Annotated in this window: 22 protein-coding genes; 12 read left to right on the top strand and 10 right to left on the bottom strand. The window is 68.9% G+C overall.

Annotated features, from left to right (window positions below):
* Positions 1 to 149: 149 nt before the first annotated feature.
* The gene (locus ACFY1L_RS40330; protein ID WP_388836331.1) at positions 150 to 1,562 is read right to left on the bottom strand and encodes a cation:dicarboxylate symporter family transporter; all 1,413 of its coding nucleotides are present in this window, start codon (positions 1,560 to 1,562) and stop codon (positions 150 to 152) included.
* 205 nt (positions 1,563 to 1,767) lie between these two features.
* On the opposite strand from ACFY1L_RS40330, the gene ACFY1L_RS40325 reads away from it, so the two are divergent.
* Positions 1,768 to 3,405, top strand: coding sequence for an ATP-binding protein (locus tag ACFY1L_RS40325; protein ID WP_388836274.1), 1,638 nt, complete (start codon positions 1,768 to 1,770; stop codon positions 3,403 to 3,405).
* Positions 3,402 to 4,091, top strand: a complete 690-nt coding sequence (locus tag ACFY1L_RS40320) for a response regulator (protein WP_388836271.1) — start codon at positions 3,402 to 3,404, stop codon at positions 4,089 to 4,091. Before ACFY1L_RS40325 ends, ACFY1L_RS40320 begins: the two co-directional genes overlap by 4 nt.
* On the opposite strand, the gene ACFY1L_RS40315 is transcribed toward ACFY1L_RS40320, so the two are convergent.
* Complete coding sequence (locus ACFY1L_RS40315; protein ID WP_388836268.1) at positions 4,084 to 4,617, bottom strand: hypothetical protein; 534 nt, start codon at positions 4,615 to 4,617, stop codon at positions 4,084 to 4,086. The genes ACFY1L_RS40320 and ACFY1L_RS40315 overlap by 8 nt on opposite strands.
* A gap of 76 nt (positions 4,618 to 4,693) precedes the next feature.
* Here ACFY1L_RS40315 and ACFY1L_RS40310 point away from each other — a divergent pair, with 76 nt between their 5' ends.
* The 4 genes from ACFY1L_RS40310 (at position 4,694) to ACFY1L_RS40295 (ending at position 8,104) form a co-directional block, all read left to right on the top strand.
* Complete coding sequence (locus ACFY1L_RS40310) at positions 4,694 to 4,837, top strand: hypothetical protein (protein WP_388836265.1); 144 nt, start codon at positions 4,694 to 4,696, stop codon at positions 4,835 to 4,837.
* 68 nt (positions 4,838 to 4,905) lie between these two features.
* Positions 4,906 to 6,288, top strand: coding sequence for an extracellular solute-binding protein (locus tag ACFY1L_RS40305; RefSeq protein ID WP_388836263.1), 1,383 nt, complete (start codon positions 4,906 to 4,908; stop codon positions 6,286 to 6,288).
* Positions 6,289 to 6,304: 16 nt separating this feature from the next.
* Positions 6,305 to 7,258 carry a carbohydrate ABC transporter permease gene (locus tag ACFY1L_RS40300; RefSeq protein WP_388836261.1) on the top strand — a complete coding sequence of 318 codons (954 nt, stop codon included), beginning with the start codon at positions 6,305 to 6,307 and terminating at the stop codon, positions 7,256 to 7,258.
* Between the two features lie 6 nt (positions 7,259 to 7,264).
* Positions 7,265 to 8,104 (top strand): carbohydrate ABC transporter permease, encoded by an 840-nt coding sequence (locus ACFY1L_RS40295; protein ID WP_388836258.1) that lies wholly within the window; start codon positions 7,265 to 7,267, stop codon positions 8,102 to 8,104.
* Between the two features lie 6 nt (positions 8,105 to 8,110).
* Here the strand turns inward: ACFY1L_RS40295 and ACFY1L_RS40290 are convergent, their stop codons facing one another.
* Positions 8,111 to 8,560 (bottom strand): PPOX class F420-dependent oxidoreductase, encoded by a 450-nt coding sequence (locus tag ACFY1L_RS40290; RefSeq protein WP_388836255.1) that lies wholly within the window; start codon positions 8,558 to 8,560, stop codon positions 8,111 to 8,113.
* A 342-nt stretch (positions 8,561 to 8,902) separates the two neighbouring features.
* On the opposite strand from ACFY1L_RS40290, the gene ACFY1L_RS40285 reads away from it, so the two are divergent.
* On the top strand, positions 8,903 to 9,532 hold the full coding sequence (locus ACFY1L_RS40285; protein WP_388836328.1) for an XRE family transcriptional regulator: 630 nt from the start codon (positions 8,903 to 8,905) through the stop codon (positions 9,530 to 9,532).
* Positions 9,533 to 9,543: 11 nt separating this feature from the next.
* Here ACFY1L_RS40285 and ACFY1L_RS40280 read toward each other — a convergent pair whose 3' ends face one another.
* Positions 9,544 to 10,569: an ATP-dependent 6-phosphofructokinase gene (locus ACFY1L_RS40280; protein WP_388836252.1), complete on the bottom strand. Its 1,026-nt coding sequence runs from the start codon at positions 10,567 to 10,569 to the stop codon at positions 9,544 to 9,546.
* A gap of 235 nt (positions 10,570 to 10,804) precedes the next feature.
* On the opposite strand from ACFY1L_RS40280, the gene pta reads away from it, so the two are divergent.
* The 3 genes from pta to pyk all read left to right on the top strand — a co-directional run bounded on the left by pta (position 10,805) and on the right by pyk (position 15,649).
* The gene (pta, locus tag ACFY1L_RS40275) at positions 10,805 to 12,895 is read left to right on the top strand and encodes a phosphate acetyltransferase (RefSeq protein ID WP_388836249.1); all 2,091 of its coding nucleotides are present in this window, start codon (positions 10,805 to 10,807) and stop codon (positions 12,893 to 12,895) included.
* The gene (locus tag ACFY1L_RS40270) at positions 12,892 to 14,097 is read left to right on the top strand and encodes an acetate kinase (RefSeq protein WP_388836246.1); all 1,206 of its coding nucleotides are present in this window, start codon (positions 12,892 to 12,894) and stop codon (positions 14,095 to 14,097) included. Before pta ends, ACFY1L_RS40270 begins: the two co-directional genes overlap by 4 nt.
* Before the next feature lie 118 nt (positions 14,098 to 14,215).
* Positions 14,216 to 15,649 (top strand): pyruvate kinase, encoded by a 1,434-nt coding sequence (gene pyk, locus ACFY1L_RS40265; RefSeq protein ID WP_388836243.1) that lies wholly within the window; start codon positions 14,216 to 14,218, stop codon positions 15,647 to 15,649.
* A gap of 221 nt (positions 15,650 to 15,870) precedes the next feature.
* On the opposite strand, the gene ACFY1L_RS40260 is transcribed toward pyk, so the two are convergent.
* The 4 genes from ACFY1L_RS40260 to ACFY1L_RS40245 form a co-directional block, all read right to left on the bottom strand.
* A complete protein-coding gene (locus ACFY1L_RS40260) occupies positions 15,871 to 17,187 on the bottom strand; it encodes a hypothetical protein (RefSeq protein ID WP_388836240.1) in 1,317 nt (438 codons plus the stop codon).
* Complete coding sequence (locus ACFY1L_RS40255; RefSeq protein ID WP_388836237.1) at positions 17,177 to 17,734, bottom strand: DUF6114 domain-containing protein; 558 nt, start codon at positions 17,732 to 17,734, stop codon at positions 17,177 to 17,179. The genes ACFY1L_RS40260 and ACFY1L_RS40255 overlap by 11 nt, the downstream gene beginning before the upstream one ends.
* Before the next feature lie 144 nt (positions 17,735 to 17,878).
* Positions 17,879 to 18,511: a DUF6230 family protein gene (locus ACFY1L_RS40250; RefSeq protein WP_388836234.1), complete on the bottom strand. Its 633-nt coding sequence runs from the start codon at positions 18,509 to 18,511 to the stop codon at positions 17,879 to 17,881.
* A 646-nt stretch (positions 18,512 to 19,157) separates the two neighbouring features.
* Positions 19,158 to 20,141 (bottom strand): tetratricopeptide repeat protein, encoded by a 984-nt coding sequence (locus tag ACFY1L_RS40245; protein ID WP_388836231.1) that lies wholly within the window; start codon positions 20,139 to 20,141, stop codon positions 19,158 to 19,160.
* Between the two features lie 231 nt (positions 20,142 to 20,372).
* Between ACFY1L_RS40245 and ACFY1L_RS40240 the strand changes: the two genes are divergently transcribed.
* The gene (locus tag ACFY1L_RS40240) at positions 20,373 to 21,002 is read left to right on the top strand and encodes a TetR/AcrR family transcriptional regulator (RefSeq protein ID WP_388836228.1); all 630 of its coding nucleotides are present in this window, start codon (positions 20,373 to 20,375) and stop codon (positions 21,000 to 21,002) included.
* On the opposite strand, the gene ACFY1L_RS40235 is transcribed toward ACFY1L_RS40240, so the two are convergent.
* Positions 20,999 to 22,699 carry a methylmalonyl-CoA mutase gene (locus ACFY1L_RS40235; protein ID WP_388836225.1) on the bottom strand — a complete coding sequence of 567 codons (1,701 nt, stop codon included), beginning with the start codon at positions 22,697 to 22,699 and terminating at the stop codon, positions 20,999 to 21,001. The two genes, ACFY1L_RS40240 and ACFY1L_RS40235, sit on opposite strands and share 4 nt — an antisense overlap.
* Before the next feature lie 138 nt (positions 22,700 to 22,837).
* Between ACFY1L_RS40235 and ACFY1L_RS40230 the strand changes: the two genes are divergently transcribed.
* A complete protein-coding gene (locus ACFY1L_RS40230) occupies positions 22,838 to 23,179 on the top strand; it encodes a DUF3817 domain-containing protein (protein WP_388836222.1) in 342 nt (113 codons plus the stop codon).
* A 2-nt stretch (positions 23,180 to 23,181) separates the two neighbouring features.
* Here ACFY1L_RS40230 and ACFY1L_RS40225 read toward each other — a convergent pair whose 3' ends face one another.
* Positions 23,182 to 23,610 (bottom strand): hypothetical protein, encoded by a 429-nt coding sequence (locus ACFY1L_RS40225; protein ID WP_388836219.1) that lies wholly within the window; start codon positions 23,608 to 23,610, stop codon positions 23,182 to 23,184.
* Positions 23,611 to 23,672 lie beyond the last annotated feature (62 nt).

The raw sequence follows: 23,672 nt of genomic DNA, 5'->3' as shown, positions 1-23,672 counted from the left end.
TGCCTCCAAAAACGAACGTGCCGCACCAGTACTGGACCGGCGCGGCACGCTAGTGGACTTCGGTAAGAGATCGGTGAGGATCGGGAAGGACCGGACGGCTGAGCGACGGGGGGACACCCAGCCGTCCGGCTACTTTGTGACGGGGCGGGCTACGCCTTCGCCAGTTCCTTCTCGCCGCCCTGCTCGGGCACCTCGGCGCGGACGTCCTCGTGCTCGTCCTGGAGGGTCGTCTCGTCGAAGGGGAGCTCGCCGGCGAGGACCTGCCTGACGCGGTCCTTGTCGATCTCCTTGGTCCAGGTGCCGACCAGGACGGTGGCCACGGAGTTGCCCGCGAAGTTCGTCAGGGCGCGGGCCTCGCTCATGAAGCGGTCGATGCCGACGATCAGGCCGACGCCGTCCACCAGGGCCGGCTTGTGCGACTGCAGACCACCGGCCAGCGTGGCCAGACCGGCGCCGCTGACACCCGCCGCGCCCTTGGAGGCCAGCAGCAGGAAGAGCAGCAGCGGGATCTGCTCGCCGATGGACATCGGGGTGCCCAGGGCGTCGGCGATGTAGAGGGACGCCATGGTCATGTAGATCATGGTGCCGTCGAGGTTGAAGGAGTAGCCGGTCGGGACGGTGATGCCGACGACGGGCTTGCTGACGCCCAGGTGCTCCATCTTCGCGATGAGCCGCGGTAGCGCGGACTCGGAGGAGGAGGTGGACAGGATCAGCAGGAACTCCCGGGCCAGGTACTTGAACAGGACGAAGATGTTCAGCCCCGCGACGACCCGCAGCAGCGTGCCGAGCACGACGAAGACGAACAGCACACAGGTGACGTAGAAGCCGAGCATCAGTACGGCGAGGCTCTTGAGCGCGTCGAGGCCGGCGGAACCGACCACGGCGGCGATGGCGCCGAAGGCACCGATCGGGGCGGCCCACATCACCATGGCGAGGATGCGGAAGACGAGCCGCTGGATGTGCTCCAGACCGCGCAGGATCGGCTGGCCCGTCGAACCCATCGCCTGCAGGGCGAAGCCGGTGAGCAGCGCGACCAGCAGCACCTGCAGCACCTGCTCCTGGGCGAAGGCGGAGAGGAAGGTGACCGGGATGATCGACAGGACGAACTCGACCGGCGGCAGCGCCTCGTCGGAGACCTGGTCGTGGCCGGAGGCCTTGATCGCGTCGGTCAGGTGCAGCCCGTCGCCCGGGTGCAGGATGTTGCCGACGACGAGGCCGATGGTCAGCGCGACCAGCGACATCACCAGGAAGTAGCTGAGCGCGATACCGCCGACGGCACCGACCTTGGCAGCCTTCCGGACCGAGCCGATGCCGAGCACGATCGTGCAGAAGATGATCGGCGCGATCATCATCTTGATCAGGCTCACGAAGCCCGTGCCGAGCGGCTTGAGCTCGACGCCCACCTCCGGCCAGATCAGGCCCACGGCGATACCGAGCGCCACCGCTGCGATGACGGCGATGTAGAGATAGTGGGTGCGGTCCCGCTTGACTGCGGGTGCGGCAGGTGCCGTATCGGGGGTGCTGGCGGCCACGGCTGCCCTCCTTGACGTCTTCGTCGGCATCACCGGCGTGCGGCTCACGTCCGGGGAATGGGGAGATGGGGACGGGGGTGCGGATCTCTGTGCTTTCGGTGCCGGAAGCGTTGGCCGGAACCGATTGGCCCGCTTCCGCTCCCGCACTCAATGCGGTGACTATCCCGTGCCCTGTGAGGCCGGTCACCCTTCCGTTCATTTAGTTCACACTTAACGTGCGAGGCACACTGACGACATGCACATGCGCGTCCCGAGACCCCGCAGCCTCGCCGCCCAGCTCTTCGCCATGCAGGCGGTGCTGATAGCGGTCGTCGTGGCCGGATACGCACTGTTCACGTACGTCAGCGACCAGCACCAGGCCGAGGACGCGGCGGGCCGCCAGGCCCTGGCGGTGGCCCGCTCGATCGCGGACTCCCCGTCCGTACGGGAGGCGATCGCCACCCCCGACCCCAGCGCCGTGCTCCAGCCGTACGCGCTGAAGGTGATGAAGGACGCCGACGTCGACTTCGTCACGATCATGAACCCGAAGGGCATCCGCTGGACCCACCCGAACCCGAAGCAGATCGGCAAGCACTTCGTCGGCACCATCGAGCCGGCCCTGCACGGCACGTCCTTCACCGAGACCTACACCGGCACCCTGGGCGCCTCGGTCCGCGCGGTCACCCCCATCAAGGACGGCAAGGAGATCGTGGGTCTGGTCAGCGCGGGCATCAAGGTCAAGGCGATCAGCAGGCAGGTGCAGAGCCAGGTCTCGGCCCTGCTCGGTGTCGCGGTCGGCGCCCTCGCGCTCGGCGCGATCGGCACGTACGTCGTCAACGCCCGCCTGCGGCGCCACACCCACGGCATGAACGCGGCCGAGCTCAGCCGGATGCACGACTACCACGAGGCGGCGTTGCACGCGGTGCGGGAGGGGCTGCTGATGCTGGACGGGCAGTACCGGGTGGCGCTGATCAACGACGGGGGGCGGGAGTTGCTGGGGCTGCCGGGCGAGGAGGACGTGGTCGGCAGGTCGGTCGCGGAACTGGGCCTCCCGGCTCCCCTCACGGGAGCGCTGCTCGCCTCGGAGCCGCGGGTGGACGAGGTGCATCTGACGGCGGACCGGGTGCTGGTGGTGAACACCTCGCCGGTGTCGGGCGGCGAGCGCCGGGGCACCGTGGTGACCCTGCGGGACGTGACCGAACTGCAGTCCCTGATGGGCGAGTTGGACTCCGAGCGCGGCTTCACCCAGGCCCTGCGCTCGCAGGCGCACGAGGCGGCGAACCGGCTGCACACGGTGGTGTCCCTGATCGAGCTGGACCGCGCCGAGGAGGCGGTGGACTTCGCGACGGCGGAGCTGGAGCTGGCGCAGGCGCTGACCGACCAGGTGGTGGCGGCGGTGAGCGAACCGGTCCTTGCGGCACTGCTGCTGGGCAAGACGGCCCAGGCCAACGAGCGGGGCGTGGAGCTGGTGGTGTCGGAGGACAGCCGCCTGGACGACGGGCTGCTGCCGGAGAGCCTGTCGTCGCGCGACCTGGTGACGATCCTCGGCAACCTGATCGACAACGCGGTGGACGCGGCTCAGGGCAGCGTCGGCGCGCGGGTGACGGTGACGGCGTACGCGGAGGGTGCCGAGCTGGTGATGCGGGTCGCGGACACCGGCACGGGGGTGGATCCCGCCCATGCCGAGCTGGTATTCCAACGGGGGTTCTCGACGAAGCCGGCCGGACCCGGCGGGCGGGGTCTCGGGCTGGCGCTGGTGCGGCAGGCGGTCACCCGCCAGGAGGGGACGTTGACGGTGGCGGAAGGCACAGACAGTGGCGCGGTGTTCGAGGTGCGGCTGCCGCTGCATACGGCCGACGTGACGGGGCGGGCCGCCGTGAGAGGTGACGTATGACGACCGAGCAGCCCATCCGCGTCCTGGTCGTGGAGGACGACCCGGTGGCCGCCGACGCGCACGTCATGTACGTCGGCCGGGTGCCGGGCTTCGTGGCCGTCGGCAAGGCGCACACGGGGGCGGAGGCCCGCCGCCTGCTGGACCGCACGCCGGTGGACCTCCTCCTGCTGGACCTGCATCTGCCCGATGTGCACGGCCTGCAGTTCGCACGCTCCCTGCGCGCTGCAGGGCACCACGCGGACGTGATCGCGGTGACGTCGGCGCGGGACCTGACGGTGGTGCGGGAGGGGGTCTCGCTGGGCGTCGTCCAGTACGTACTGAAGCCGTTCACCTTCGCGACCCTGCGCGACCGCCTGATCCGCTACGCCGAGTTCCACGCGGCGGCGGGCGAGGCGAGCGGCCAGGACGAGGTGGACCGGGCACTGGCGACCCTGCGGGCACCGTCGCCGGCGGCGCTGCCCAAGGGCCTGAGCGCACCGACGCTGGAGCGGGTCACGGTGGCACTGCGAGACCGCACGGAGGGACTGACGGCCACGGGAGTGGCGGAGGCGGTGGGCATCTCGCGGATCACGGCCCGCCGCTATCTGGAACACCTGGTGGACGCTGGGCGGGCGGCGCGGAGTCCGCAGTACGGGACGGTGGGGCGGCCGGAGTTGCAGTACCGGTGGGTGAGCAGCCCTAACTGAACGGCCTTGAGTACAGGACGACTTGCGCGCCAAGGCCGATGACGGTGAGCGCTTCGAGCGCGGACAGGAACAGCAGCCCGGCGGTGGTCTGTCCCGCGGCCCAGTAGACGGTGAGGCCGGCGAGGGGGACGACGCAGAAGGCCAGCAGATCGACGGCGCACTGGATGACTTTGCGGGAACGCCGGCGGACGTCCCCGCGGTGGACCGTCTCCCAGGCGAAGGCACCCTCGGCATGGGCGAGTCGGGCCGGCCGCGGGCCGAGATCGTCACGGACGAACCTGCCGATCGCGGAGATCTTCTCGTCGTTGACGAGGTAGGTCCAGCCGAGGACGACGGTGACGGGGGGAAGCGCGAGCAGCATGGCGGGCTGCTTGGCCTGGGCGGCCGCGGCGATGACGGCGGCGACGACGGCGAGGGTGACGTAGAGAAGGTTGTCCCGGAACCCGATACGGGACTTCTGCTCGTCCTTGACGGTCTGGTACTCGGCGAGGAGCAGTTGGCCGGTGGTGACCCCTTGTTCCGCCATGCGTTCCCTCTCCCCCGGTCGGTGCGTCGGTGCCAACACGACGTCTGTGCAGGTCACTTGGAAGTACCTTAAAGGGGTGACGCAACCCACTGTGGCGGTGCTGACCGCCTGGTCGTCGGCAGGGTGTGCGCATCACCTCCAGGCCGCCCTCGCCTGCACCCGAGCCGACGCCCCGACCGAAGCCGCCAACGCCCAATCCCGCGCAGACGCATTGACCTGACTAGACCACTCCACTTACGTTCACCGGGCAGTCATCCCGGCCACAACGAAGTGAAGCCGCAGGAGGTCATGCCCGTGCGCCCCACCGCCGCCTTCCCCCTCCTCCCCGCCCTTCTCGCCACCGCCCTCGCCGCAACAACCCTCACCGCGTGCGGCACCGGCTCCGGCAGCGACCCGGACACCGTGAAGGTCTCCTTCAAACAGTCCACGGACAACTCCGTCAAGGTGATGGACGACTTCCTCGCGGACGTCAAGAAGCAGTTCGAGAAGAAGTACCCCGGCAAGAAGGTCGAGCTCGTCCCCATCAAGGCCCCGGACTCGGAGTACTACACCAAGCTCCAGCAGATGCTCCGCTCCCCCAAGACCGCCCCCGACCTGGTCTACGAGGACACGTTCCTCATCAACTCGGACATCACCAGCGGGTACTTGAAACCCCTCGATCCGTACCTCGCCAAGTGGCCGGACTGGAACCAGTTCATCGACACGGCGAAGACCGCCGCCAAGGCCGAGGACGGCAAGACGTACGGCGTCCCCGACGGCACCGACACCCGGGGCCTCTGGTTCGACAAGGGCATCTTCAAGAAGGCCGGTCTGCCCACCACTTGGCAGCCGAAGAACTGGGACGACATCCTCTCCGCCGCCCGCACCATCAAACGGAAAGTCCCCGGCGTCACCCCCCTCAACGTCTACACCGGAAAGCCCGCCGGTGAGGCCGCCACGATGCAGACCTTCGAGATGCTGCTCTACGGCACGGGCGACGGCAGTTCGGACCCGCTGTACGACAAGGCCGCCAAGAAGTGGATCGCCGGCAGCCGGGGCTTCAAGGACTCCCTCGCCTTCGTCGAAACGGTCTACAAGGAGAAGCTCGGCACCGACGTCTCCACCGCCCTCGACCCCAACATCCAGACCATCGTCCGCGGCGAGATGCTCCCCAAGGGCAAGCTCGGCATCGCCCTCGACGGCTCCTGGCTCCCGCAGGACTGGCTGAAGGGCGCCGGGCACGAATGGCCGCAGTGGTCCAGCGAGTTGGGGCTGGCGTACATGCCGACCCAGCACGGCCAGGCTCCGGGCAAGGTGAGCATGTCCGGCGGCTGGACCTGGGCGGTCCCGGCCAAGGCGGGCAACCCCGACCTGGCCTTCGACTTCATCAAGACGATGCAGACGAAGGCGAACGCCGAGAAGTGGTACATCGCCAACTCCGGTATCGCGGTGCGCAAGGACGTCGCGAGCGACCCGTCGTACGCGTCCGCCCAGCCCGGTATCAAGTTCTTCACGGACCTCGTCGCGAGCACGCACTACCGGCCGGCGTACCCGGCGTATCCGAAGGTCTCCACGGCCGTCCAGGAGGCGATGGAGGGCGTGACGACGGGCGACATGTCGGTCGACAAGGCGGCGAGCGGCTACGACGACGCGCTCAAGGACGCCACGGACAACCAGGTGATCAAGAAGTGAGCGGCGGCAACCACCCATGACCGCCGCAGCAGCACCGCACACGACGGACGGCCCGGAGATCTCCAAGACCCCTCCGGGCCCGACGCCCCGCCCGCACTCCCGCCGCTCGAAGACCCTCCGCGCCCTCAGCCGGGCCCTGCCCGTCTCCCCGGCCCTGGTCCTCCTGCTCCTCTTCCTCGCGGGCCCGATCGCCTACTGCGCGTACATCGCCTTCACCGACCTCCAGCTCACCGGCCAGGCCCACTCCTCCTTCGTCGGCCTGGCCAACTTCCGCAAGGCCTTCGGCGACGAGGAGTTCCTCAACGCCGTATGGCTGACCCTCGTCTTCACAGTCGTGTCCTCCCTCCTCGGGCAGAACACCCTGGGCCTGGCGCTGGCGGCCCTGATGCAGCGGGCGTCGAAGCCGGTCCGCACGCTCACGGGCGGCATAGTGATCACGGCCTGGGTCCTGCCGGAGGTGGTCGCGGGCTTCCTCCTCTACGCCTTCTTCCGCCGCGAAGGCACCCTGAACGCCATCCTCGACGGGCTCCATCTCCCGTCCCAGAACTGGCTGTTCACCCTGCCGATCCTTGCGGTGTCCTTCGCGAACGTCTGGCGCGGCACGGCCTTCTCGATGCTGGTCTACTCGGCGGCCCTGAACGAGATCCCCAAGGAGATCACGGAAGCCGCCGAGGTCGACGGCGCGGGCGGCTGGCGCCGCATGTGGCACATCACCCTCCCGATGATCCGCCGCTCCATCGGCACCAACCTGATGCTCAACACCCTCCAGACCCTGTCCGTCTTCGGCCTGATCTGGGTGATGACACGAGGCGGCCCGGGCGACAAGAGCCAGACCCTCCCCCTCTTCATGTACGAACAGGCCTTCCAGAACAGCATGATCGGCTACGGCACCGCGGTCGCCCTGCTCCTCCTCCTGGTCGGCTCGCTCTTCTCCCTGGTCTACCTGCGCCTGCTGCGAACGGAGGTCTGACACACCATGGCCCTCACCCTCGCCTCCCGCCGCCGCAGCCGCCGACTGGCCGCGGACGCGGGCCTGTTGGTGGTCGCCGCCGCCTTCGCACTCCCCCTGGCCTGGGTCCTGCTCTCCTCGGTGGACCCGCACGCGGACCTCAGGGTGAAGACCCCCGACGGCCTCACGCTCGACAACTTCGACGCGATCCTGACCTCGGACATCACCTTCACCCCCCTCCTCAACAGCCTGATCCTGTGCGGCGGCGCGACCCTGCTGACGGTGGTGTGCGCGGCGCTGGCGGCGTATCCACTCTCCCGCTTCCGCTCGCGCCTGAACCGCCCCTTCCTCCTGACGATCCTCTTCGCGACGAGCCTGCCCATCACGGCGATCATGGTGCCGGTGTACGCGCTGTTCGTTCAGGTGAACCTGATCGACACCATGCAGGGCACGATCCTGTTCTTCGCCGCGTCCCAACTCCCGTTCGCCATCTGGCTGATGAAGAACTTCATGGACGGCGTACCGAAGGAACTGGAGGAGGCGGCGTGGACGGACGGGGCGTCGTCGATGCAGTCGCTCGTAAGGATCGTGCTGCCCCTGATGGGCCCGGGCGTGGCGGTGGTCACCGTCTTCTCGTTCGTCGTCATGTGGGGCAACTTCTTCGTCCCGTTCATGCTCCTGCTCACCCCGGACCAGATGCCGGCGAGCGTGAGCATCAACGAGTTCTTCGGGAACCGGGGGATGGTGGCGTACGGCCAACTGGCGGCGTTCTCGATCGTCTACTCGACGCCGGTGATCCTGCTGTACGTGTTGATCGCCCGGCGGCTCGGCGGCGGGTTCGCGCTCGGGGGTGCCGTCAAGGGCTGACCCCGGTCACGACGAGGGCAGCACCCCCGCCCGAAACGGCTCCACCCCCACGACCCTGCGCACCCGCACCGGCTCGATCAACAACATCACCCGCCGCTCCCCGGGCAGCAGCCACGGATACCGCTCCTCCCCGATGTACTTCCGCGTCAGCCGGTCCATCGCGCGCTCCGCCTCCTCCCCCTCCACGAACCGCACCACCCGCCCCCGTATCTCCACCCGGTCATAGGGGTTCTCCGTGTCGTGGTGGGACAGCGAGACGTTCGGATTGCGCCGCAGGTTCTGCTCCTTCACCCGGCCGATCGACGTGTTGACCATGACGTACTCGTCTTCGAGGTCCGCCCACATGGGCGAGACCTGGGGCGTGCCGTCGGGGCCGACCGTGGCGAGGTGCCAGAAGTTCGGGGCCAGGAGGCGTTCGCGAATATGCCCCTCTACCTTGCCATTCACCTCGTACATGAAGATCACGTCCTCTCTGGCCGCCCGCCCGGACGGACCGACGCCATCCTCGCCAGCGCCGCCGCCCCGCCGACAGACGATCTTCGGCCACCGGGAACGGACGTCCGAAACCGTACGTTCCTACAATCCGTGATACTGGCCGAACAGACCGTAGTCACCGCACCGTCGCGCCCCTAGCTTGTGCCCGTGCGCCATCCCTCTCCCCGCCCGAACCGCCAGGACCGCCCAAGCCGTCAGAACCACCTCGACCGCCACAACCGCTCGGACCGCCCGAACCAGCCCACCCCCTCCACCCCGCCCTTCAACGCCCCCGCCGCCCGCCGGCTGCGCGCCGCCCTCAACATGGGACCCGAACACGTCGCCTTCGGTCTGCGCGCCTCGTACGGACTGCCCTACGTCACCCCGGATCTCGTCCTCGCCTGGGAACGCGGGATCACCGGACCCACCAGTACCGAACTCACAGCCCTCGCAGGCGTGTTGTGGTGTTCCCCCGGCGAACTCCTCGGCAAGCCGCGGACCTTGCGCGAGCACCGCATCGCCCGCGGTCTCGCCCCCGACGACGTCGCCCGCACCGCCGGCCTCGAACTCCTCGCCTATCTCCACATGGAGGAGCACAACGCCTGGCGCGGCAACGAACGCCAGTCGGCCGCACTGGCCGACCTGCTCCAGCTCTCGCTCCCGGACTTCATCACCGTCACCGGCCGCGAGGCGAAGCTGGCCGAACTGCTCCGCAGTGCCGTCACCACACGCTGGCAGGCCTACGTCCGCCCGGTCGGCAAGATGGTGCCCCTGGACCGGCGCCTCCTGGAGGACACCCTCCAGGAGCTGCACCAGGACTACCAGGGGCAGATGGCCGCCACGCTGAGCTGGGGCGACGGGGACGCCGCGAGCGATTCGAGCGAGGCCGGACGGGACTTCCTGGACCGGATCGTCGACCTCTTCTGGGCAGCCGTCCAGGACAACACCAACTGAAACGGCAGGTGCTAGAAGACCGACTCCGCCTCGTCCATACGGTCCTTCGGCACCGTCTTCAGCTCGGTCACCGCCTCCGCCAGCGGCACCATCACGACGTCCGTCCCGCGCAGGGCCGTCATCCTGCCGAACTCGCCGCGGTGCGCCGCCTCGACCGCGTGCCAGCCGAAGCGGGTGGCGAGGACGCGGTCGTAGGCGGTCGGGACGCCGCCGCGCTGCACATGGCCGAGGATGACCGGCTTGGCCTCCTTGCCGAGCCGGCGCTCCAGCTCGTACGCCAGCGCCGTACCGATGCCCTGGAAGCGCTCGTGGCCGAACTTGTCGATGTCGCCCTTGCCGTAGTCCATGCTGCCCTCGGCGGGGTGGGCGCCCTCCGCCACGCACACGACCGCGAACTTCTTGCCGCGGGCGAAGCGCTCCTCGACCATCTTGACCAGGTCGGCCGGGTCGAAGGGGCGCTCGGGCAGGCAGATGCCGTGCGCGCCGGCGGCCATGCCGGACTCCAGCGCGATCCAGCCCGCGTGGCGGCCCATGACCTCGACGACCATCACGCGCTGGTGGGACTCGGCGGTCGTCTTCAGGCGGTCCATCGCCTCCGTGGCGACGCCGACCGCGGTGTCGAAGCCGAAGGTGCGGTCCGTGGAGGAGATGTCGTTGTCGATCGTCTTCGGTACGCCGACCACGGGCAGGCCCGCGTCGGACAGCATCCGCGCCGCCGTCAGCGTGCCCTCGCCGCCGATCGGGATCAGGGCGTCGATGCCGAACTCGTGGATCATGTCGGAGGCGTTGGCGCAGGCCTCACGCAGGCGGTCGCGTTCCAGGCGCGAGGAGCCGAGGATGGTGCCGCCGCGGGCCAGGATGCCGCTGACGGAGTCCAGGTCCAGGGCGCGGTAGCGGCCGTCGAGCAGACCCGCGTAGCCGTCCTCGAAGCCGATGACCTCGTCTCCGTAGTTGTCGACCGCCCGGTGCACGACCGACCGGATCACTGCGTTCAGACCAGGGCAGTCGCCGCCGGCGGTGAGAACTCCGATGCGCATCGTGCTGTGTCTCCTGCTCGCTGTTGATGCCGGTGAGCCAGTCCGATTGTTTCATGTTCCACAGGCGGCTGCGGTTCCCGTCGGACGGGCCCCGGGCGCCGATCAACGGGCCGATGCTGACGGGCGCCTTATCCAGCCCCGGGGGTATTGTCAAGAGGGTTCCGCTCACCCCGGTGGGCGATTTTCGCGAGCCCTCACCGCCGACGACAGACGCCAGACGAAACGGAGAGCACGCGTGACGCGCAGCGTGTACGTGACCGGAATCGACCGCGGCGACGGCCGCCAGGTCGTCGAGCTGGGGGTCATGGAGCTTCTGACCCGCCAGGTCGACCGGGTGGGGGTGTTCCGGCCGCTTGTCCATCACAGCCCCGACCGCCTGTTCGAGCTGCTGCGCGCCCGCTACCGGCTCGCCCAGGACCCGGCCACCGTCTACGGCATGGACTACCACGAGGCCTCCGCCCTCCAGGCCGAGCGCGGGGCCGACGAGCTGGTGTCCACGCTCGTCGACCGGTTCCACGTGGTCGCGCGGGACTTCGACGTCGTCCTCGTCCTGGGCACCGACTTCGCCGACACCCAGCTGCCGGACGAGCTCTCCCTCAACGCCCGGCTCGCCAACGAGTTCGGCGCGTCCGTGATCCCCGTGGTGGGCGGCCGCAAGCAGACCGCCGAGGCCGTGCTAGCCGAGACGCGCAACGCCTACCGGGCGTACGAGGGGCTGGGCTGCGACGTCCTGGCGATGGTGACGAACCGGGTCGCCCGCGAGGACCGTGACGAGATCGCGAGCAGCCTCGACGGCCGGCTCCCGGTGCCGTGCTACGTCGTCCCGGACGAGCCCGCCCTGTCCGCCCCCACCGTCTCCCAGATCGGCCAGGCCCTCGGCGCCAAGGTCGTCCTCGGTGACGACTCGGGGCTGGCACGCGACGCCCTGGACTTCGTCTTCGGCGGTGCGATGCTGCCGAACTTCCTGCCCGCCCTGACCCCGGGCTGTCTGGTGGTGACCCCGGGCGACCGCGCCGACCTGGTCGTCGGCGCGCTCGCCGCGCACAGCGCCGGCACCCCGCCGATAGCCGGTGTGCTGCTCACCTTGAACGAGGTCCCGAGCGACGAGATCCTCACCCTCGCCGCCCGCCTCGCCCCCGGCACCCCGGTGCTCTCGGTGGCGGGCAACAGCTTCCCCACCGCCGCCGAACTCTTCTCCCTGGAAGGGAAGTTGAACGCGGCCACACCGAGGAAGGCGGAGACCGCGCTCGGCCTCTTCGAGCGGTACGTCGACACCGCCGAACTCAACAAGCGCGTCTCGGCCCCGAGCAGCGACCGCCTGACGCCCATGATGTTCGAGCACAAGCTCCTCGAGCAGGCCCGCTCCGACAAGCGCCGGGTCGTCCTGCCCGAGGGCACCGAGGAGCGCATCCTGCACGCCGCCGAGGTGCTGCTGCGCCGCGGCATCTGCGACCTCACCCTCCTCGGCCCGGTCGACCAGATCCGCAAGAAGGCCGCCGACCTCGGCATCGACCTGGGCGAGTGCCAACTGATCGACCCGGCCACCAGCGAGCTGCGCGACTCCTTCGCCGAGAGGTACGCGGGTTTCCGCGCCCACAAGGGCGTCACGGTCGAGCTGGCGTACGACGTCGTCTCGGACGTGAACTACTTCGGCACGCTGATGGTCCAGGAGGGCCTCGCCGACGGCATGGTGTCGGGTTCGGTCCACTCGACGGCCGCGACCATCCGCCCGGCCTTCGAGATCATCAAGACCAAGCCGGACGCCGACATCGTCTCGTCGGTCTTCTTCATGTGCCTCGCCGACAAGGTCCTCGTCTACGGCGACTGCGCCGTGAACCCCGACCCGAACGCCGAGCAGCTCGCCGACATCGCCATCCAGGCGGCCGCCACCGCCGAGCAGTTCGGCGTGGAGCCGCGGATCGCGATGCTGTCGTACTCGACGGGTACGTCCGGCTCGGGCGCCGACGTCGACAAGGTGCGGGAGGCGACCGAACTCGTCCGCGACAGGCGCCCGGATCTGAAAATCGAGGGGCCGATCCAGTACGACGCCGCCGTCGAGCCGACCGTCGCCGCCACCAAGCTGCCGGGGTCCGAAGTCGCCGGTCAGGCAAGCGTGTTGATCTTCCCCGACCTCAACACCGGCAACAACACCTACAAGGCCGTGCAGCGTTCGGCCGGCGCGATCGCCGTCGGGCCGGTGCTGCAGGGTCTGCGCAAGCCCGTCAACGACCTGTCCCGGGGCGCCCTCGTCTCGGACATCGTCAACACCGTCGCCATCACGGCCATCCAGGCCCAGAACCCGATCGAGAAGGCAGCCGTCCAGTGAGCGCGACCCGCGTCCTCGTCCTCAACTCCGGCTCCTCGTCGGTGAAGTACCAGCTGCTCGACATGCGCGACAGCAGCCGGCTGGCCGTGGGCCTCGTCGAGCGGATCGGTGAGGAGACCTCGCGGCTGAAGCACACGCACGTCGAAAGCGACACCACGCGCGAGTGGACCGGCCCGATCGGCGACCACGAGGCCGCACTGAAGGCCGTGTCGGAGGAGCTGGCGAAGGACGGCCTGGGCCTTGACTCGCCCGAGCTCGCCGCGATCGGGCACCGGGTGGTGCACGGCGGGCAGGCCTTCACCGAGCCGACCGTGATCGACGACGCCGTGCTCGCCGAGATCGAGCGGCTCATCCCGGTGGCGCCGCTGCACAACCCCGCCAACCTGACCGGCATCCGCACCGCCCAGGCGCTGCGCCCGGACCTCCCCCAGGTCGCCGTCTTCGACACCGCCTTCCACACCACGATGCCGGAGTCGGCCGCCCGCTACGCGATCGACGTGCAGACCGCCGACGAGCACCGCATCCGGCGCTACGGCTTCCACGGGACCTCGCACGCGTACGTCTCCCGGGCCACCGCCGAGCTGCTCGGCAAGGCGCCCGAGGAGGTCAACGTCATCGTGCTGCACCTCGGCAACGGGGCCTCCGCCTCGGCCGTACGGAAGGGCCGGTGCGTGGACACCTCCATGGGGCTCACGCCTTTGGAGGGGCTCGTGATGGGTACGCGATCCGGGGACATGGACCCGGCCGTCATCTTCCATTTGATGCGTGTTGGCGGAATGTCCACGGACGAGATCGACACTCTTCTCAACAAGAAGAGCGGGCTGATCGGTCTGTGCGGTGACAACGACATGCGGGAGATCCGTCGCCGGGTCGACGAAGGCGACCAAGAGGCGAAGCTCGCCTTCGAGATCTACATTCACCGTCTGAAGAAGTACATCGGCGCCTATTACGCCGTGCTCGGTACGGTGGACGCGGTCGCGTTCACCGCGGGGGTCGGCGAGAACGCGGCGCCGGTGCGGGAGGCGGCCGTAGCGGGCCTGGAGACCCTGGGCCTGGCGGTGGACGGTGCGCTCAACGCCATACGCAGTGACGAGCCGCGGCTGATCTCGCCCGAGGACGCACGGGTGAAGGTGGCCGTGGTGCCGACCGACGAAGAACTGGAAATCGCGACGCAGACCTACGCACTGGTCGGGCGGTATTGATATGCGGCTCCGCCGCTTGGCAACTGATCAGTAACCGCAACTGAGCGCGGTTCCGCCCATTTGTATCTTCCGCCAGACGGAATATTCCGCGGCGAAACAAACCGATAGGATCGCCCCCATGCGCCGTTCGAAAATCGTCTGTACTCTCGGCCCCGCGGTCGACTCCCACGAAATGCTGGTCTCGATGATCGAGGCCGGAATGAACGTGGCCCGGTTCAACTTCAGCCACGGCACCCACGCCGAGCACCAGGGCCGCTACGACCGCGTCCGTGCCGCGTCCAAGGAGACCGGCCGGGCCATCGGTGTCCTCGCCGACCTGCAGGGCCCGAAGATCCGTCTGGAGACCTTCGCCGAGGGCCCGGTCGAGCTCGAGCGCGGTGACGAGTTCGTCATCACCGTCGAGGACGTCCCGGGTGACAAGCACATCTGCGGTACGACCTACAAGGGGCTGCCGGGTGACGTCGACCGCGGCGACCAGATCCTGATCAACGACGGCAACGTCGAGCTGAAGGTCCTGGACGTCGAGGGCCCGCGGGTGAAGACGATCGTCATCGAGGGCGGTGTCGTCTCCGACCACAAGGGCATCAACCTGCCCGGCGCGGCCGTCAACGTGCCGGCGCTGTCCGAGAAGGACGTCGAGGACCTCCGCTTCGCCCTCCGCATGGGCTGCGACATGGTCGCCCTGTCCTTCGTCCGGGACGCCAAGGACGTGGCCGACGTCCACAAGGTGATGGACGAGGAGGGCCGCCGCGTCCCCGTCATCGCCAAGGTGGAGAAGCCGCAGGCGGTGGAGAACATGGAGGGCGTCGTGATGGCGTTCGACGCCGTCATGGTGGCCCGCGGCGACCTGGCCGTCGAGTACCCGCTCGAGAAGGTCCCGATGGTGCAGAAGCGCCTCATCGAACTGTGCCGCCGCAACGCCAAGCCGGTGATCGTGGCGACCCAGATGATGGAGTCGATGATCACCAACTCCCGCCCCACGCGCGCCGAGGCGTCCGACGTCGCCAACGCGATCCTGGACGGCGCGGACGCGGTCATGCTGTCCGCCGAGTCGAGCGTGGGCGCGTACCCGATCGAGACCGTGAAGACGATGTCGAAGATCGTCGCCGCGGCCGAGCAGGAGCTGCTGAGCAAGGGCCTGCAGCCGCTGGTGCCGGGCAAGAAGCCGCGTACACAGGGCGGTTCGGTCGCGCGTGCCGCGTGCGAGATCGCCGACTTCCTCGGCGGCCGGGGCCTGGTGGCCTTCACGCAGTCCGGTGACACGGCCCGCCGGCTGTCGCGCTACCGCGCGCAGCAGCCGATCATCGCCTTCACCACCGACGAGAACACCCGCAACCAGCTCACCCTCAGCTGGGGCGTGGAGTCGCACGTGGTGCCGTTCGTGAACACCACGGACGAGATGGTCGACATGGTCGACCAGGAGATCGCCAAGATCAACCGCTTCAACCCGGGCGAGATCGTCATCATCACCGCCGGCTCGCCCCCCGGCGTCCCCGGCACCACCAACATGCTCCGCGTCCACCACATCGGCGGCGACCAGGGCAGCAACTAGCAGTCCCGCAAGGGGCTTTGAGGGCTCCGACACCAAGGGCGCCCCCTGTGACAGGGGGCGCCCTCGGCGCGTCTAAAGAACTGGCGGCCAGTACGGCCCTCGTACACATCGACGTCGTCGCCTGACCCGTCGAAGGCCGCTGTACGGCGCTGAGGGCGCCCCCTGAAGCAGGGGACGCCCTCAGATTGTGCGCGGCTCCCGAACGGGCCTTGTGGCGGCGCTCAGCCGGTTCCGTCGGTCGTGTACACGTGCATCCCGGGCACGTGCAGGGTTCCGCCGAACTGGGCGGCCTGGACGACCTTGACGTTGGTGAAGTAGATCAGCGGGATGTTCAGCGGCGGCGGGTTGTCCGGGCTGAACGTGATCGGGATCAGACCGAACAGGTTCCCGGAGATGGACTCCGTGTACATCGTCGTGGCGCCGCCGGTGATCGTGGACGTCGTACCCGAGCCGGCCTGCACGTGGTAGGTCTTGCCCTGCTGGGTGTCCTTGACCGTCTGGTGCAGGTCGCCGATGTCGGTGCCCTTGGAGATGACGTACTTCAGCACCTTCTTCTTGGTGCCGTTGGCCGTCTTCACCTCCACGATGCCCTGGTAGTCGGCGCCCTTCAGCGTCAGCGAGCTGGCCGACAGGTACCAGGGGTCGTCCGCCACCGGCACCTTGTTGTCGACGCCGCTCTCGTCGTCCGTGGCGGCCGGGCAGTTCTCCGCGTCCGTGGAGGAACTCGCCGACGGGCTCGGGGAGGAGGTGGCCTCCTCGGCCGCCTTCTCGGCCGCCTTGGTGGCCTCCTCGGCCGCCTTGGTCGCCGTGTCGGTGGTGTCCTTCACGGTGTCGCCCACCGTGTCGGTGACCTTCTTGGTCGTGTCCTTCACGGTGTCGGACGCGCTCGAGTCCGAGGAGTCCTTCGACGAGTCGCTCGCCGAGGACGAGGCGGACGCGGACGGCGTCGGGCTCGCGCTCGACGTGGAACTGTCGCTGCCGCCGGTGAAGATGCTGCCGATCGCGGTGCCGATGTCGTCCAGCAGACCGCCGCCGCTGCTGCTGCTCGCGGACGCCGAGGGGGTCGGCGTCGCGGTGTCGCCGCTCGACGTGTCCTTGCTCGAACTCTCCGACGCGGACGGCGTGGGCGTCGCCTTGTCGTCGGAACCTGAATCCGACGAAGAGGTCTTGCCGGAGTCCGTGGTCTTGTCCGAGTCGGCGGAGGACGTCGCCGACGGGCTCGGCGTCGCGCTGTCCTTGTCGGCGGAGTCACCGGACGCCGAGGCCGAGGAGTCGTCCAGCGCGGCGACACAGTCCTTGTACTCGTCGGCGGTCAGGCTCTTCGACGAGGTGGAGCCACCGCTGTCGGCGAGCGCGAGCGAGGACGTGAACCCCATTCCCATGAGGACCGCCGTCGGCATCGCCGCCATGGCTATCGCCTTGCCGGCCGGCATGTGGAACTTGCTGAACAGCGGCTTCTTGGGTGCCGCATGGCGCGGCCCGGTTCTCACACGGGACTCGTCCACATCAGTCCCGTGTGTCACCTTGTCAGCCGGCACTGTGCCTCCCGTTCGCCCCGTTCGCCGGGCTCGTTCCTGACAGATCGTTCGGCTCGCCCACCACGGGCTTGAGGATCGTGGTGTCCGGGTCCAGGGCCTCGGGGGCACCGCCCGTTCCCGGCGTCTCCTCCTGCGCGGCCTCCGTGGGCGGCTCGCCCGGTGCCCACGCCACGGCCATGGCCCCGCCGACCAGCGAGAGCAGGAAGCCCATCAGGAAGCCGCCGATGTTGGACACGGGGATGGACACGAGCCCCAGCAGGATCGCCGCGACGCCCGCGAAGACCCGTACGTGCTTCTGGAACCAGAGGCTGACGCCGAGGACGACGAGCAGCACACCGATGATCAGGGAGCCGGCGCCGCCGGTGGTGGCCATCGCCAACGTCAGGTGACCGACCTGGAGGTGCGCGTACGGGAAGTACATGATCGGAAAGCCGGCGAGCAGGACGAACAGTCCGGCCCAGAACGGCCGCGTACCCCGCCAGGCGCGGAACTGCAGCCTCCGGCGGCTGAACTGGCCGACGGGTGCGGCAGGAGTCTCGGCGCTCATGGAAAACAGCTCCCTGGTGCGGCGTTGCTGTGGTGAAGATGGTTGGTGGTGGTGCTGTGATGGCGAGTTGTAGTGCGTGTGAAGAAAGTGGTGGAAGGTGGACGGGCGGGGGCGCCGTCGGCTCCCCCGCCCGTCACCGAGCGCCTAGTAGCACTCGTGAGTGCCCGTCTTGACGGACATCTTCAGCCCACTGAGCTTGAAGGTTCCGGCGGTGGTCGCCCACGCCGTCTGCTTCACGCCGACCAGCGAGGCGTGCTCGGCCTGCTGCGCGAAACCGTTCGGGTTCGCGGCGTCGCCGCTGTGGATGCCGGGACCCTTGCTGGCGTCCTTGGCTGCCACACCGATGTCGATGTTCGTGAACGTCGCGTCGGCGCTCAGGTCATCGAGGTCGATGTAGAGGTTGTTGGCCTCGACCGGCTTGTCCCCGCCGCCCGCCTTCAGGATCAGGCTGACGCTACCCAGAATCGGGACGTCCGGGGTGACCACGGACTGGCACAGGCCCTTGATGGACGCGGACTTGAACGCCGAGACCGCGACCGGGTGGACCGTCTTCTTGCCGTCGAGGGTGTACCCCGAGTCAAGGGCCCCGTACTGGGAGAAGCCGTCACCTTCCAGCTGGTCGGCCGTCACCTTGAACTGCTGGCCGGACACGCTGAACGACGCGGCGAGAGCGCCCTGCGCGAGGGCGACACCTATCGCGGCCGTAGCGGCGACGCTGGGCACCATGACCACAGCGAACCGCTTCCATCTGGTCCCGCCACGCACCTGGGACTCCATATTTCCTCCTTCTCGGACGTACATCTCCTGACCCTGACTGCCCCCAGTTGGCGGCTCAGCCGGGCAGGGATGGGAGAAGTGCTACGTCCTCGGGAAGGAGAGCGCCCGTCTCGGAGGCGCGAACCGCGCACCGATCACCGGCGATCACCCCCGAGCGACAACCACTGGTCGCGCCTGACACGCATCACGCACAACCTTGCTGGACAGGCTTCGCCGGGTGGGCGAAGACCCCCCTGTCCAAGAGCCGGCGTCAGTGACGCCGTCTCTGCTCGGTGGGGACCCAAGAGCTCCCGCGGACCCAACCGGCTGCCGGGGTACGGGAATGGACCGAGCGTCGCCGATCGTGGTGCATTCTCGCCGCCCGCACAAGGGGCTTCGTTACTGGGTAGTAACGGCGGGATAACCGAACAACGACCCACAGGTCTCGGGTAGCGACGGAGGGTGCAGCCGAGGGGGAGGACAAAACTATTGATCGTTGGACAGAATCCGACAGATCAACGCCCTGAACTTACTCGTAGTAACAGCGGCCGCGTTTACCAAGTTTTGGTAAAGCGCGGCCGCACTGACGTTCCCCCGGCAAATCTTTCACTTGGGCATCACATGACGTGGCGTTTAGCGACTGGTCAGAACCGGGCCGCCGCCCCGCTCAGAACAGTGCGCGAGCAAGCGCCCTACGGGCCGCCGCCACACGCGGATCATCCGCCCCAACGACCTCAAAGAGCTCCAGCAGTCGCAGACGTACCGCGTCCCGGTCGTCACCCGCAGTGCGCTGGACGGTCTCGATGAGCCGCCCGAACGCGTCCTCCACATGACCGCCGACCAGATCCAGGTCCGCCGCGACGATCTGCGCCCGGACGTCGGCCGGCTTCTCCGCCGCGTCCTTGCGCACCTGCTGCGGGTCGAGGCCCTGCACCCGCTGCAGCAACTCGGCCTGGGCGAGCCCGAGTTTGGCCTCCGGGTTGCCCGGGTCCTCGCTCAGCACGTTCTTGTACGCCTGCACCGCACCGCCGAAGTCCCCGGAATCCAGGGCTCGTACGGCAGCCTCGAGCAGGGCGTCGTACGGCCCGGCCGGCACCGTCTCGGCCGCGGACTGGCCGCCGCCGCCCGGCTCGGCGTCCGGGTCGACCGTGAGGCCCGTCAGGCCGAAGCGCTGCTCGGCGACCTGGACCAACTGGTCGAGGGTCTGGCGGATCTGGGCCTCGCCGGCGGCCCCCTGGAAGAGCGGCAGTGCCTGGCCGGCGACGACCGCGAACACCGCGGGGATCCCCTGGACCCCGAACTGCTGCATCAGCATCTGGTTGGCGTCGACGTCGATCTTGGCGAGCAGGAAGCGGCCGGCGTACTCGACGGCGAGCCGCTCCAGGACCGGGCTCAGCTGCTTGCAGGGCTCGCACCACTCGGCCCAGAAGTCGATGACGACGGGTACCTCGGTGGACCGCTGCAGGACGTCGCGCTCGAACCCGGCCTCGTCGACCTCGATGACGAGATCGGCCGGGGAGACGGCTCCCGTGCCGCCGCCCTGCCGGACCGCTTCGGCGCGCGCCTGCTCCGCCTTCGTCTTGGCCTCCTGGGCCGCCTTCACCGCGGCGAGGTCGACGACTCCGCTCATGGACATGTTCCGTGGCTGCATGCGTCTATCCTCCCCCGTCTGCGCGCGCAAGTGAAAAGCGTTGTGAAAGCCGGTCGTACTGTTCGCTGTCGGACGCCGGGTCCCCACCCCACGCCCAGTGGTCGTCGCCCGTGGAGCCGCTCACGAGCTTTCGCTACGAGTCGTAGCGTAATGGCACCGAGTGCCTCCCGGACACCACCCCCCGGTGATCTCCCTCACGGCCTCACAGGAACCGCCGGTTATGGTCGTGGGATGCAGAGCCGCACTCCCGCCCCACGGGCCACAGGACGCCCGCGCAGCGCCGCCGCGGACGCCGCGATCCTGGCGGCCACGCGGGAGGCGCTGGTCGAACTCGGCTGGTCGAAGCTCACCCTGGGAGACGTGGCGACGCGGGCCGGGGTTGCAAAGACGACCCTGTACCGCCGCTGGGCGGGCAAGAACGAGCTGGTGGTCGACGCGGTGGCCGAGCTCTTCGACGAACTGACCCTCCCCGACCGCGGCACTCTGGCCGCCGACATCGAGGGCGTGGTCCTGCAGTTCGCGGCGATCCTGGCCCGCCCGGAGGCCAAGAGCGGCCTGATGGCGGTGGTCGCGGAGTCCACTCGCGACGACGCGCTGCGCGCACGGATCCGCGAGTCGATCGTGGAGCGCCAGAAGCGCCTGGTCCTGGAGGGCCGCTGCCGCGCCCAGACGCGCGGCGAGCTGCCCCCCGAGTCGGATCCCGGGGAGGCGGCCCGCACGGTCGACCTGATCTTCGACGTAGTGGCGGGCGCGGTGGTCCACCGCACCCTGGTGAGCGCGGAACCGGCGGACGAGGAGTGGGTGCGGAGTTTCACCCGGGTGCTGCTGCTGGGGCTGTCGGGCGCCTCCCAGGCCGTCTAGAAGCCCGCCGGCTCGGTGTACACCCCCCACTCGTCCCGCAGCACCCCGCAGATCTCCCCCAGGGTCGCCTCCACCCGCACCGCGTCCAGCATCGGCTCGATCATGTTCGCGCCGGACCTGGCGGCGGCGAGCATGCCGTCCAGGGCGTTGCGTACGGCCGTCTCGTCCCGGGCGGTCCTACGGGCGCCCAGCACCCGTACCTGCTCCCGCTCGACCTCGTGGCTGACCCGCAGGATCTCCAGGTCGCCGGTGACGGACCCGTGGTGGACGTTCACGCCCACGACCCTCTTGTCGCCCTTCTCCAGGGCCCGTTGGTACTGGAAGGCCGACTCGGCGATCTCGCCGGTGAACCAGCCGTCCTCGATCCCGCGCAGGATGCCGGAGGTGACGGGCCCGATGGGGTGCCGTCCGTCGGGATGCGCCCGGAGTCCCCGCTCCTTTATCTGCGCGAAGATCTTCTCCGCGTCCGCCTCGATCCGGTCCGTCAGCTGCTCGACGAACCACGAACCGCCCAGCGGATCGGCCACGTTGGCGACGCCGGTCTCCTCCATGAGGACCTGCTGTGTGCGCAGCGCGATCTCCGCGGCCTGCTCGCTGGGCAGCGCGAGGGTCTCGTCGAGGGCGTTGGTGTGCAGCGAGTTGGTCCCGCCGAGCACCGCCGCGAGCGCCTCCACCGCCGTACGCACGACGTTGTTGTACGGCTGCTGGGCGGTCAGCGAGACGCCGGCGGTCTGCGTGTGGAAGCGCAGCCACTGCGCTTTCTCGGACTTCGCCCCGTAGACGTCCCGCATCCACCGAGCCCAAATGCGCCGCGCGGCGCGGAACTTGGCGATCTCCTCGAAGAAGTCGACGTGCGCGTCGAAGAAGAAGGAGAGCCCCGGCGCGAACACATCCACATCCAGCCCGCGGCTGAGCCCCAACTCGACGTATCCGAAACCGTCCGCGAGCGTGTAGGCGAGCTCCTGCGCGGCCGTGGCCCCCGCCTCACGGATGTGATACCCGGAGACGGACAACGGCTTGTACGCCGGAATCCCGGCCGCGCAGTACTCCATGAGGTCGCCGATGAGCCGCAGATGGGGCTCGGGCTGGAAGAGCCACTCCTTCTGGGCGATGTACTCCTTGAAGATGTCGGTCTGGAGGGTCCCGTTGAGCACCCCCGGATCCACGCCCTGCCGCTCGGCGGCGACGAGGTACATGCAGAAGACCGGCACCGCGGGCCCGCTGATGGTCATGGAGGTGGTGACATCCCCCAGCGGGATGTCCTTGAACAGCACCTCCATGTCGGCGGCGGAGTCGACGGCGACCCCGCAGTGCCCGACCTCACCGAGCGACCGCGGGTCGTCGGAGTCCCGCCCCATGAGGGTCGGCATGTCGAAGGCGACGGACAGGCCCCCGCCCCCGTTGCCGAGGATCATCTTGTACCGCTCATTGGTCTGCTCGGCGTTCCCGAACCCGGCGAACTGCCGGATGGTCCACGTCCGCCCCCGGTATCCGGTCGGATACAGCCCGCGCGTGAAGGGGTACTCCCCCGGCCACCCGATCCGCTCGAACCCCTCGTACGCATCCCCTGGCCGAGGCCCGTACACAGGCTCCACCGGATCCCCGGAGAGCGTACTGAAGTCGGCCTCACGCTTGCGCGAGGCGTCGTACCGGGCCTGCCAGCGACGGCGGCCCTCCTCGATGGCGTCAGCGTCCATACCTTCAAATTTACTAGGACGTCCTAGTAAATGTCGACGGTTAACGGTGGTTAATCGCGTCTCCCTGGTGAATCGAGGTCACCGCGGACCGGGGATCCGCACGCAGGCGATCACTGGGCACCCGTTACGCTCGACGCCATGAAGAAGAGCATCTTGACCCGGTACCGGGTGATGGCTTACGTCACTGCCGTGCTGCTGATCGTCCTCACGATCGGTGTGATCGGGAAGCGGGTGCTGCACCTGGACGGCTTCGACGGCTTCGTCACCGCCGTGGGCATCGCCCACGGCTGGCTGTACGTGCTGTACCTGGTGTTCGCCTTCGACCTCGGCACCAAGGCCAAGATGCCGCTGGGCCGGCTCGCCTGGGTGCTGCTCGCCGGCACCGTCCCGACGGCCGCCTTCTTCGTCGAGCGGAAGGTGACCCGGGAGGTCCAGCCGCTCATCGCCAAGGAAGCCGACGCCGCTCCCGCCGCGGTCTGACGTCACTTCGTGATGAAGTGGCACTGCGTGGCACGCAGCGCCCCGTTGACATAGAACCTCGCGCAGGCCTTGCCGTACTTCGGCAGAGTCTGCGGCGCGTTGTGCCGCAAGGGATCGCCCTTGCATTCGGAGTGCGTGGCCCCGCGTGACGTCCTGTAGATCCTGTTGCTCATGTCCGCGTAGGTGAAGTCGATCCTCCAGTTGCAGAACCGGGAGAAGGTGGCTGCGATACCCACGCAGTCCACGCCGGCGAGCTGACTGGTGATCCGCTTGCCCGAGCCCTTGATGGAATGGGTCAGGAAGCAGCCGACGGGAACCTTCACGCCGACCCCGTGCAGGTCGTAGCTGAAGGTACCGACCGCAGTGGTTCCGGTGGCACTCGCGTGGGCCGGCCCCGAGGCTCCGAGGCCCACGGCGGCGGCGAACACCATTGCGCTTCCAACGGTCAGCGCACGTCGGGCAAGGTTCGGAAGGTTCGGCAAGACAGCCCCCT

The organism is Streptomyces sp. NPDC001663 (assembly GCF_042893105.1).
Taxonomy (GTDB): domain Bacteria; phylum Actinomycetota; class Actinomycetes; order Streptomycetales; family Streptomycetaceae; genus Streptomyces.
The sequence above is the reverse complement of the archived record's forward strand: the minus strand, read 5'-3'. Positions and strand labels throughout refer to the sequence as shown.

Excerpts from the sequence above, each read along its gene's own strand:
- ACFY1L_RS40315 (WP_388836268.1), bottom strand. The coding sequence starts at position 4,617 with ATGGCGGAACAAGGGGTCACCACCGGCCAACTGCTCCTCGCCGAGTAC.
- ACFY1L_RS40225 (WP_388836219.1), bottom strand. The coding sequence starts at position 23,610 with ATGGTGTTCGCCGCCGCCGTGGGCCTCGGAGCCTCGGGGCCGGCCCAC.
- ACFY1L_RS40230 (WP_388836222.1), top strand. The coding sequence starts at position 22,838 with ATGAAGAAGAGCATCTTGACCCGGTACCGGGTGATGGCTTACGTCACT.
- ACFY1L_RS40280 (WP_388836252.1), bottom strand. The coding sequence starts at position 10,569 with ATGCGCATCGGAGTTCTCACCGCCGGCGGCGACTGCCCTGGTCTGAAC.
- ACFY1L_RS40325 (WP_388836274.1), top strand. The coding sequence starts at position 1,768 with ATGCACATGCGCGTCCCGAGACCCCGCAGCCTCGCCGCCCAGCTCTTC.
- ACFY1L_RS40235 (WP_388836225.1), bottom strand. The coding sequence starts at position 22,699 with ATGGACGCTGACGCCATCGAGGAGGGCCGCCGTCGCTGGCAGGCCCGG.
- ACFY1L_RS40300 (WP_388836261.1), top strand. The coding sequence starts at position 6,305 with ATGACCGCCGCAGCAGCACCGCACACGACGGACGGCCCGGAGATCTCC.
- ACFY1L_RS40330 (WP_388836331.1), bottom strand. The coding sequence starts at position 1,562 with ATGCCGACGAAGACGTCAAGGAGGGCAGCCGTGGCCGCCAGCACCCCC.
- ACFY1L_RS40290 (WP_388836255.1), bottom strand. The coding sequence starts at position 8,560 with ATGTACGAGGTGAATGGCAAGGTAGAGGGGCATATTCGCGAACGCCTC.
- ACFY1L_RS40255 (WP_388836237.1), bottom strand. The coding sequence starts at position 17,734 with ATGAGCGCCGAGACTCCTGCCGCACCCGTCGGCCAGTTCAGCCGCCGG.
- ACFY1L_RS40285 (WP_388836328.1), top strand. The coding sequence starts at position 8,903 with ATGGGACCCGAACACGTCGCCTTCGGTCTGCGCGCCTCGTACGGACTG.
- ACFY1L_RS40240 (WP_388836228.1), top strand. The coding sequence starts at position 20,373 with ATGCAGAGCCGCACTCCCGCCCCACGGGCCACAGGACGCCCGCGCAGC.
- ACFY1L_RS40250 (WP_388836234.1), bottom strand. The coding sequence starts at position 18,511 with ATGGAGTCCCAGGTGCGTGGCGGGACCAGATGGAAGCGGTTCGCTGTG.
- ACFY1L_RS40245 (WP_388836231.1), bottom strand. The coding sequence starts at position 20,141 with ATGCAGCCACGGAACATGTCCATGAGCGGAGTCGTCGACCTCGCCGCG.
- ACFY1L_RS40295 (WP_388836258.1), top strand. The coding sequence starts at position 7,265 with ATGGCCCTCACCCTCGCCTCCCGCCGCCGCAGCCGCCGACTGGCCGCG.
- ACFY1L_RS40305 (WP_388836263.1), top strand. The coding sequence starts at position 4,906 with ATGCCCGTGCGCCCCACCGCCGCCTTCCCCCTCCTCCCCGCCCTTCTC.
- pyk (WP_388836243.1), top strand. The coding sequence starts at position 14,216 with ATGCGCCGTTCGAAAATCGTCTGTACTCTCGGCCCCGCGGTCGACTCC.
- ACFY1L_RS40320 (WP_388836271.1), top strand. The coding sequence starts at position 3,402 with ATGACGACCGAGCAGCCCATCCGCGTCCTGGTCGTGGAGGACGACCCG.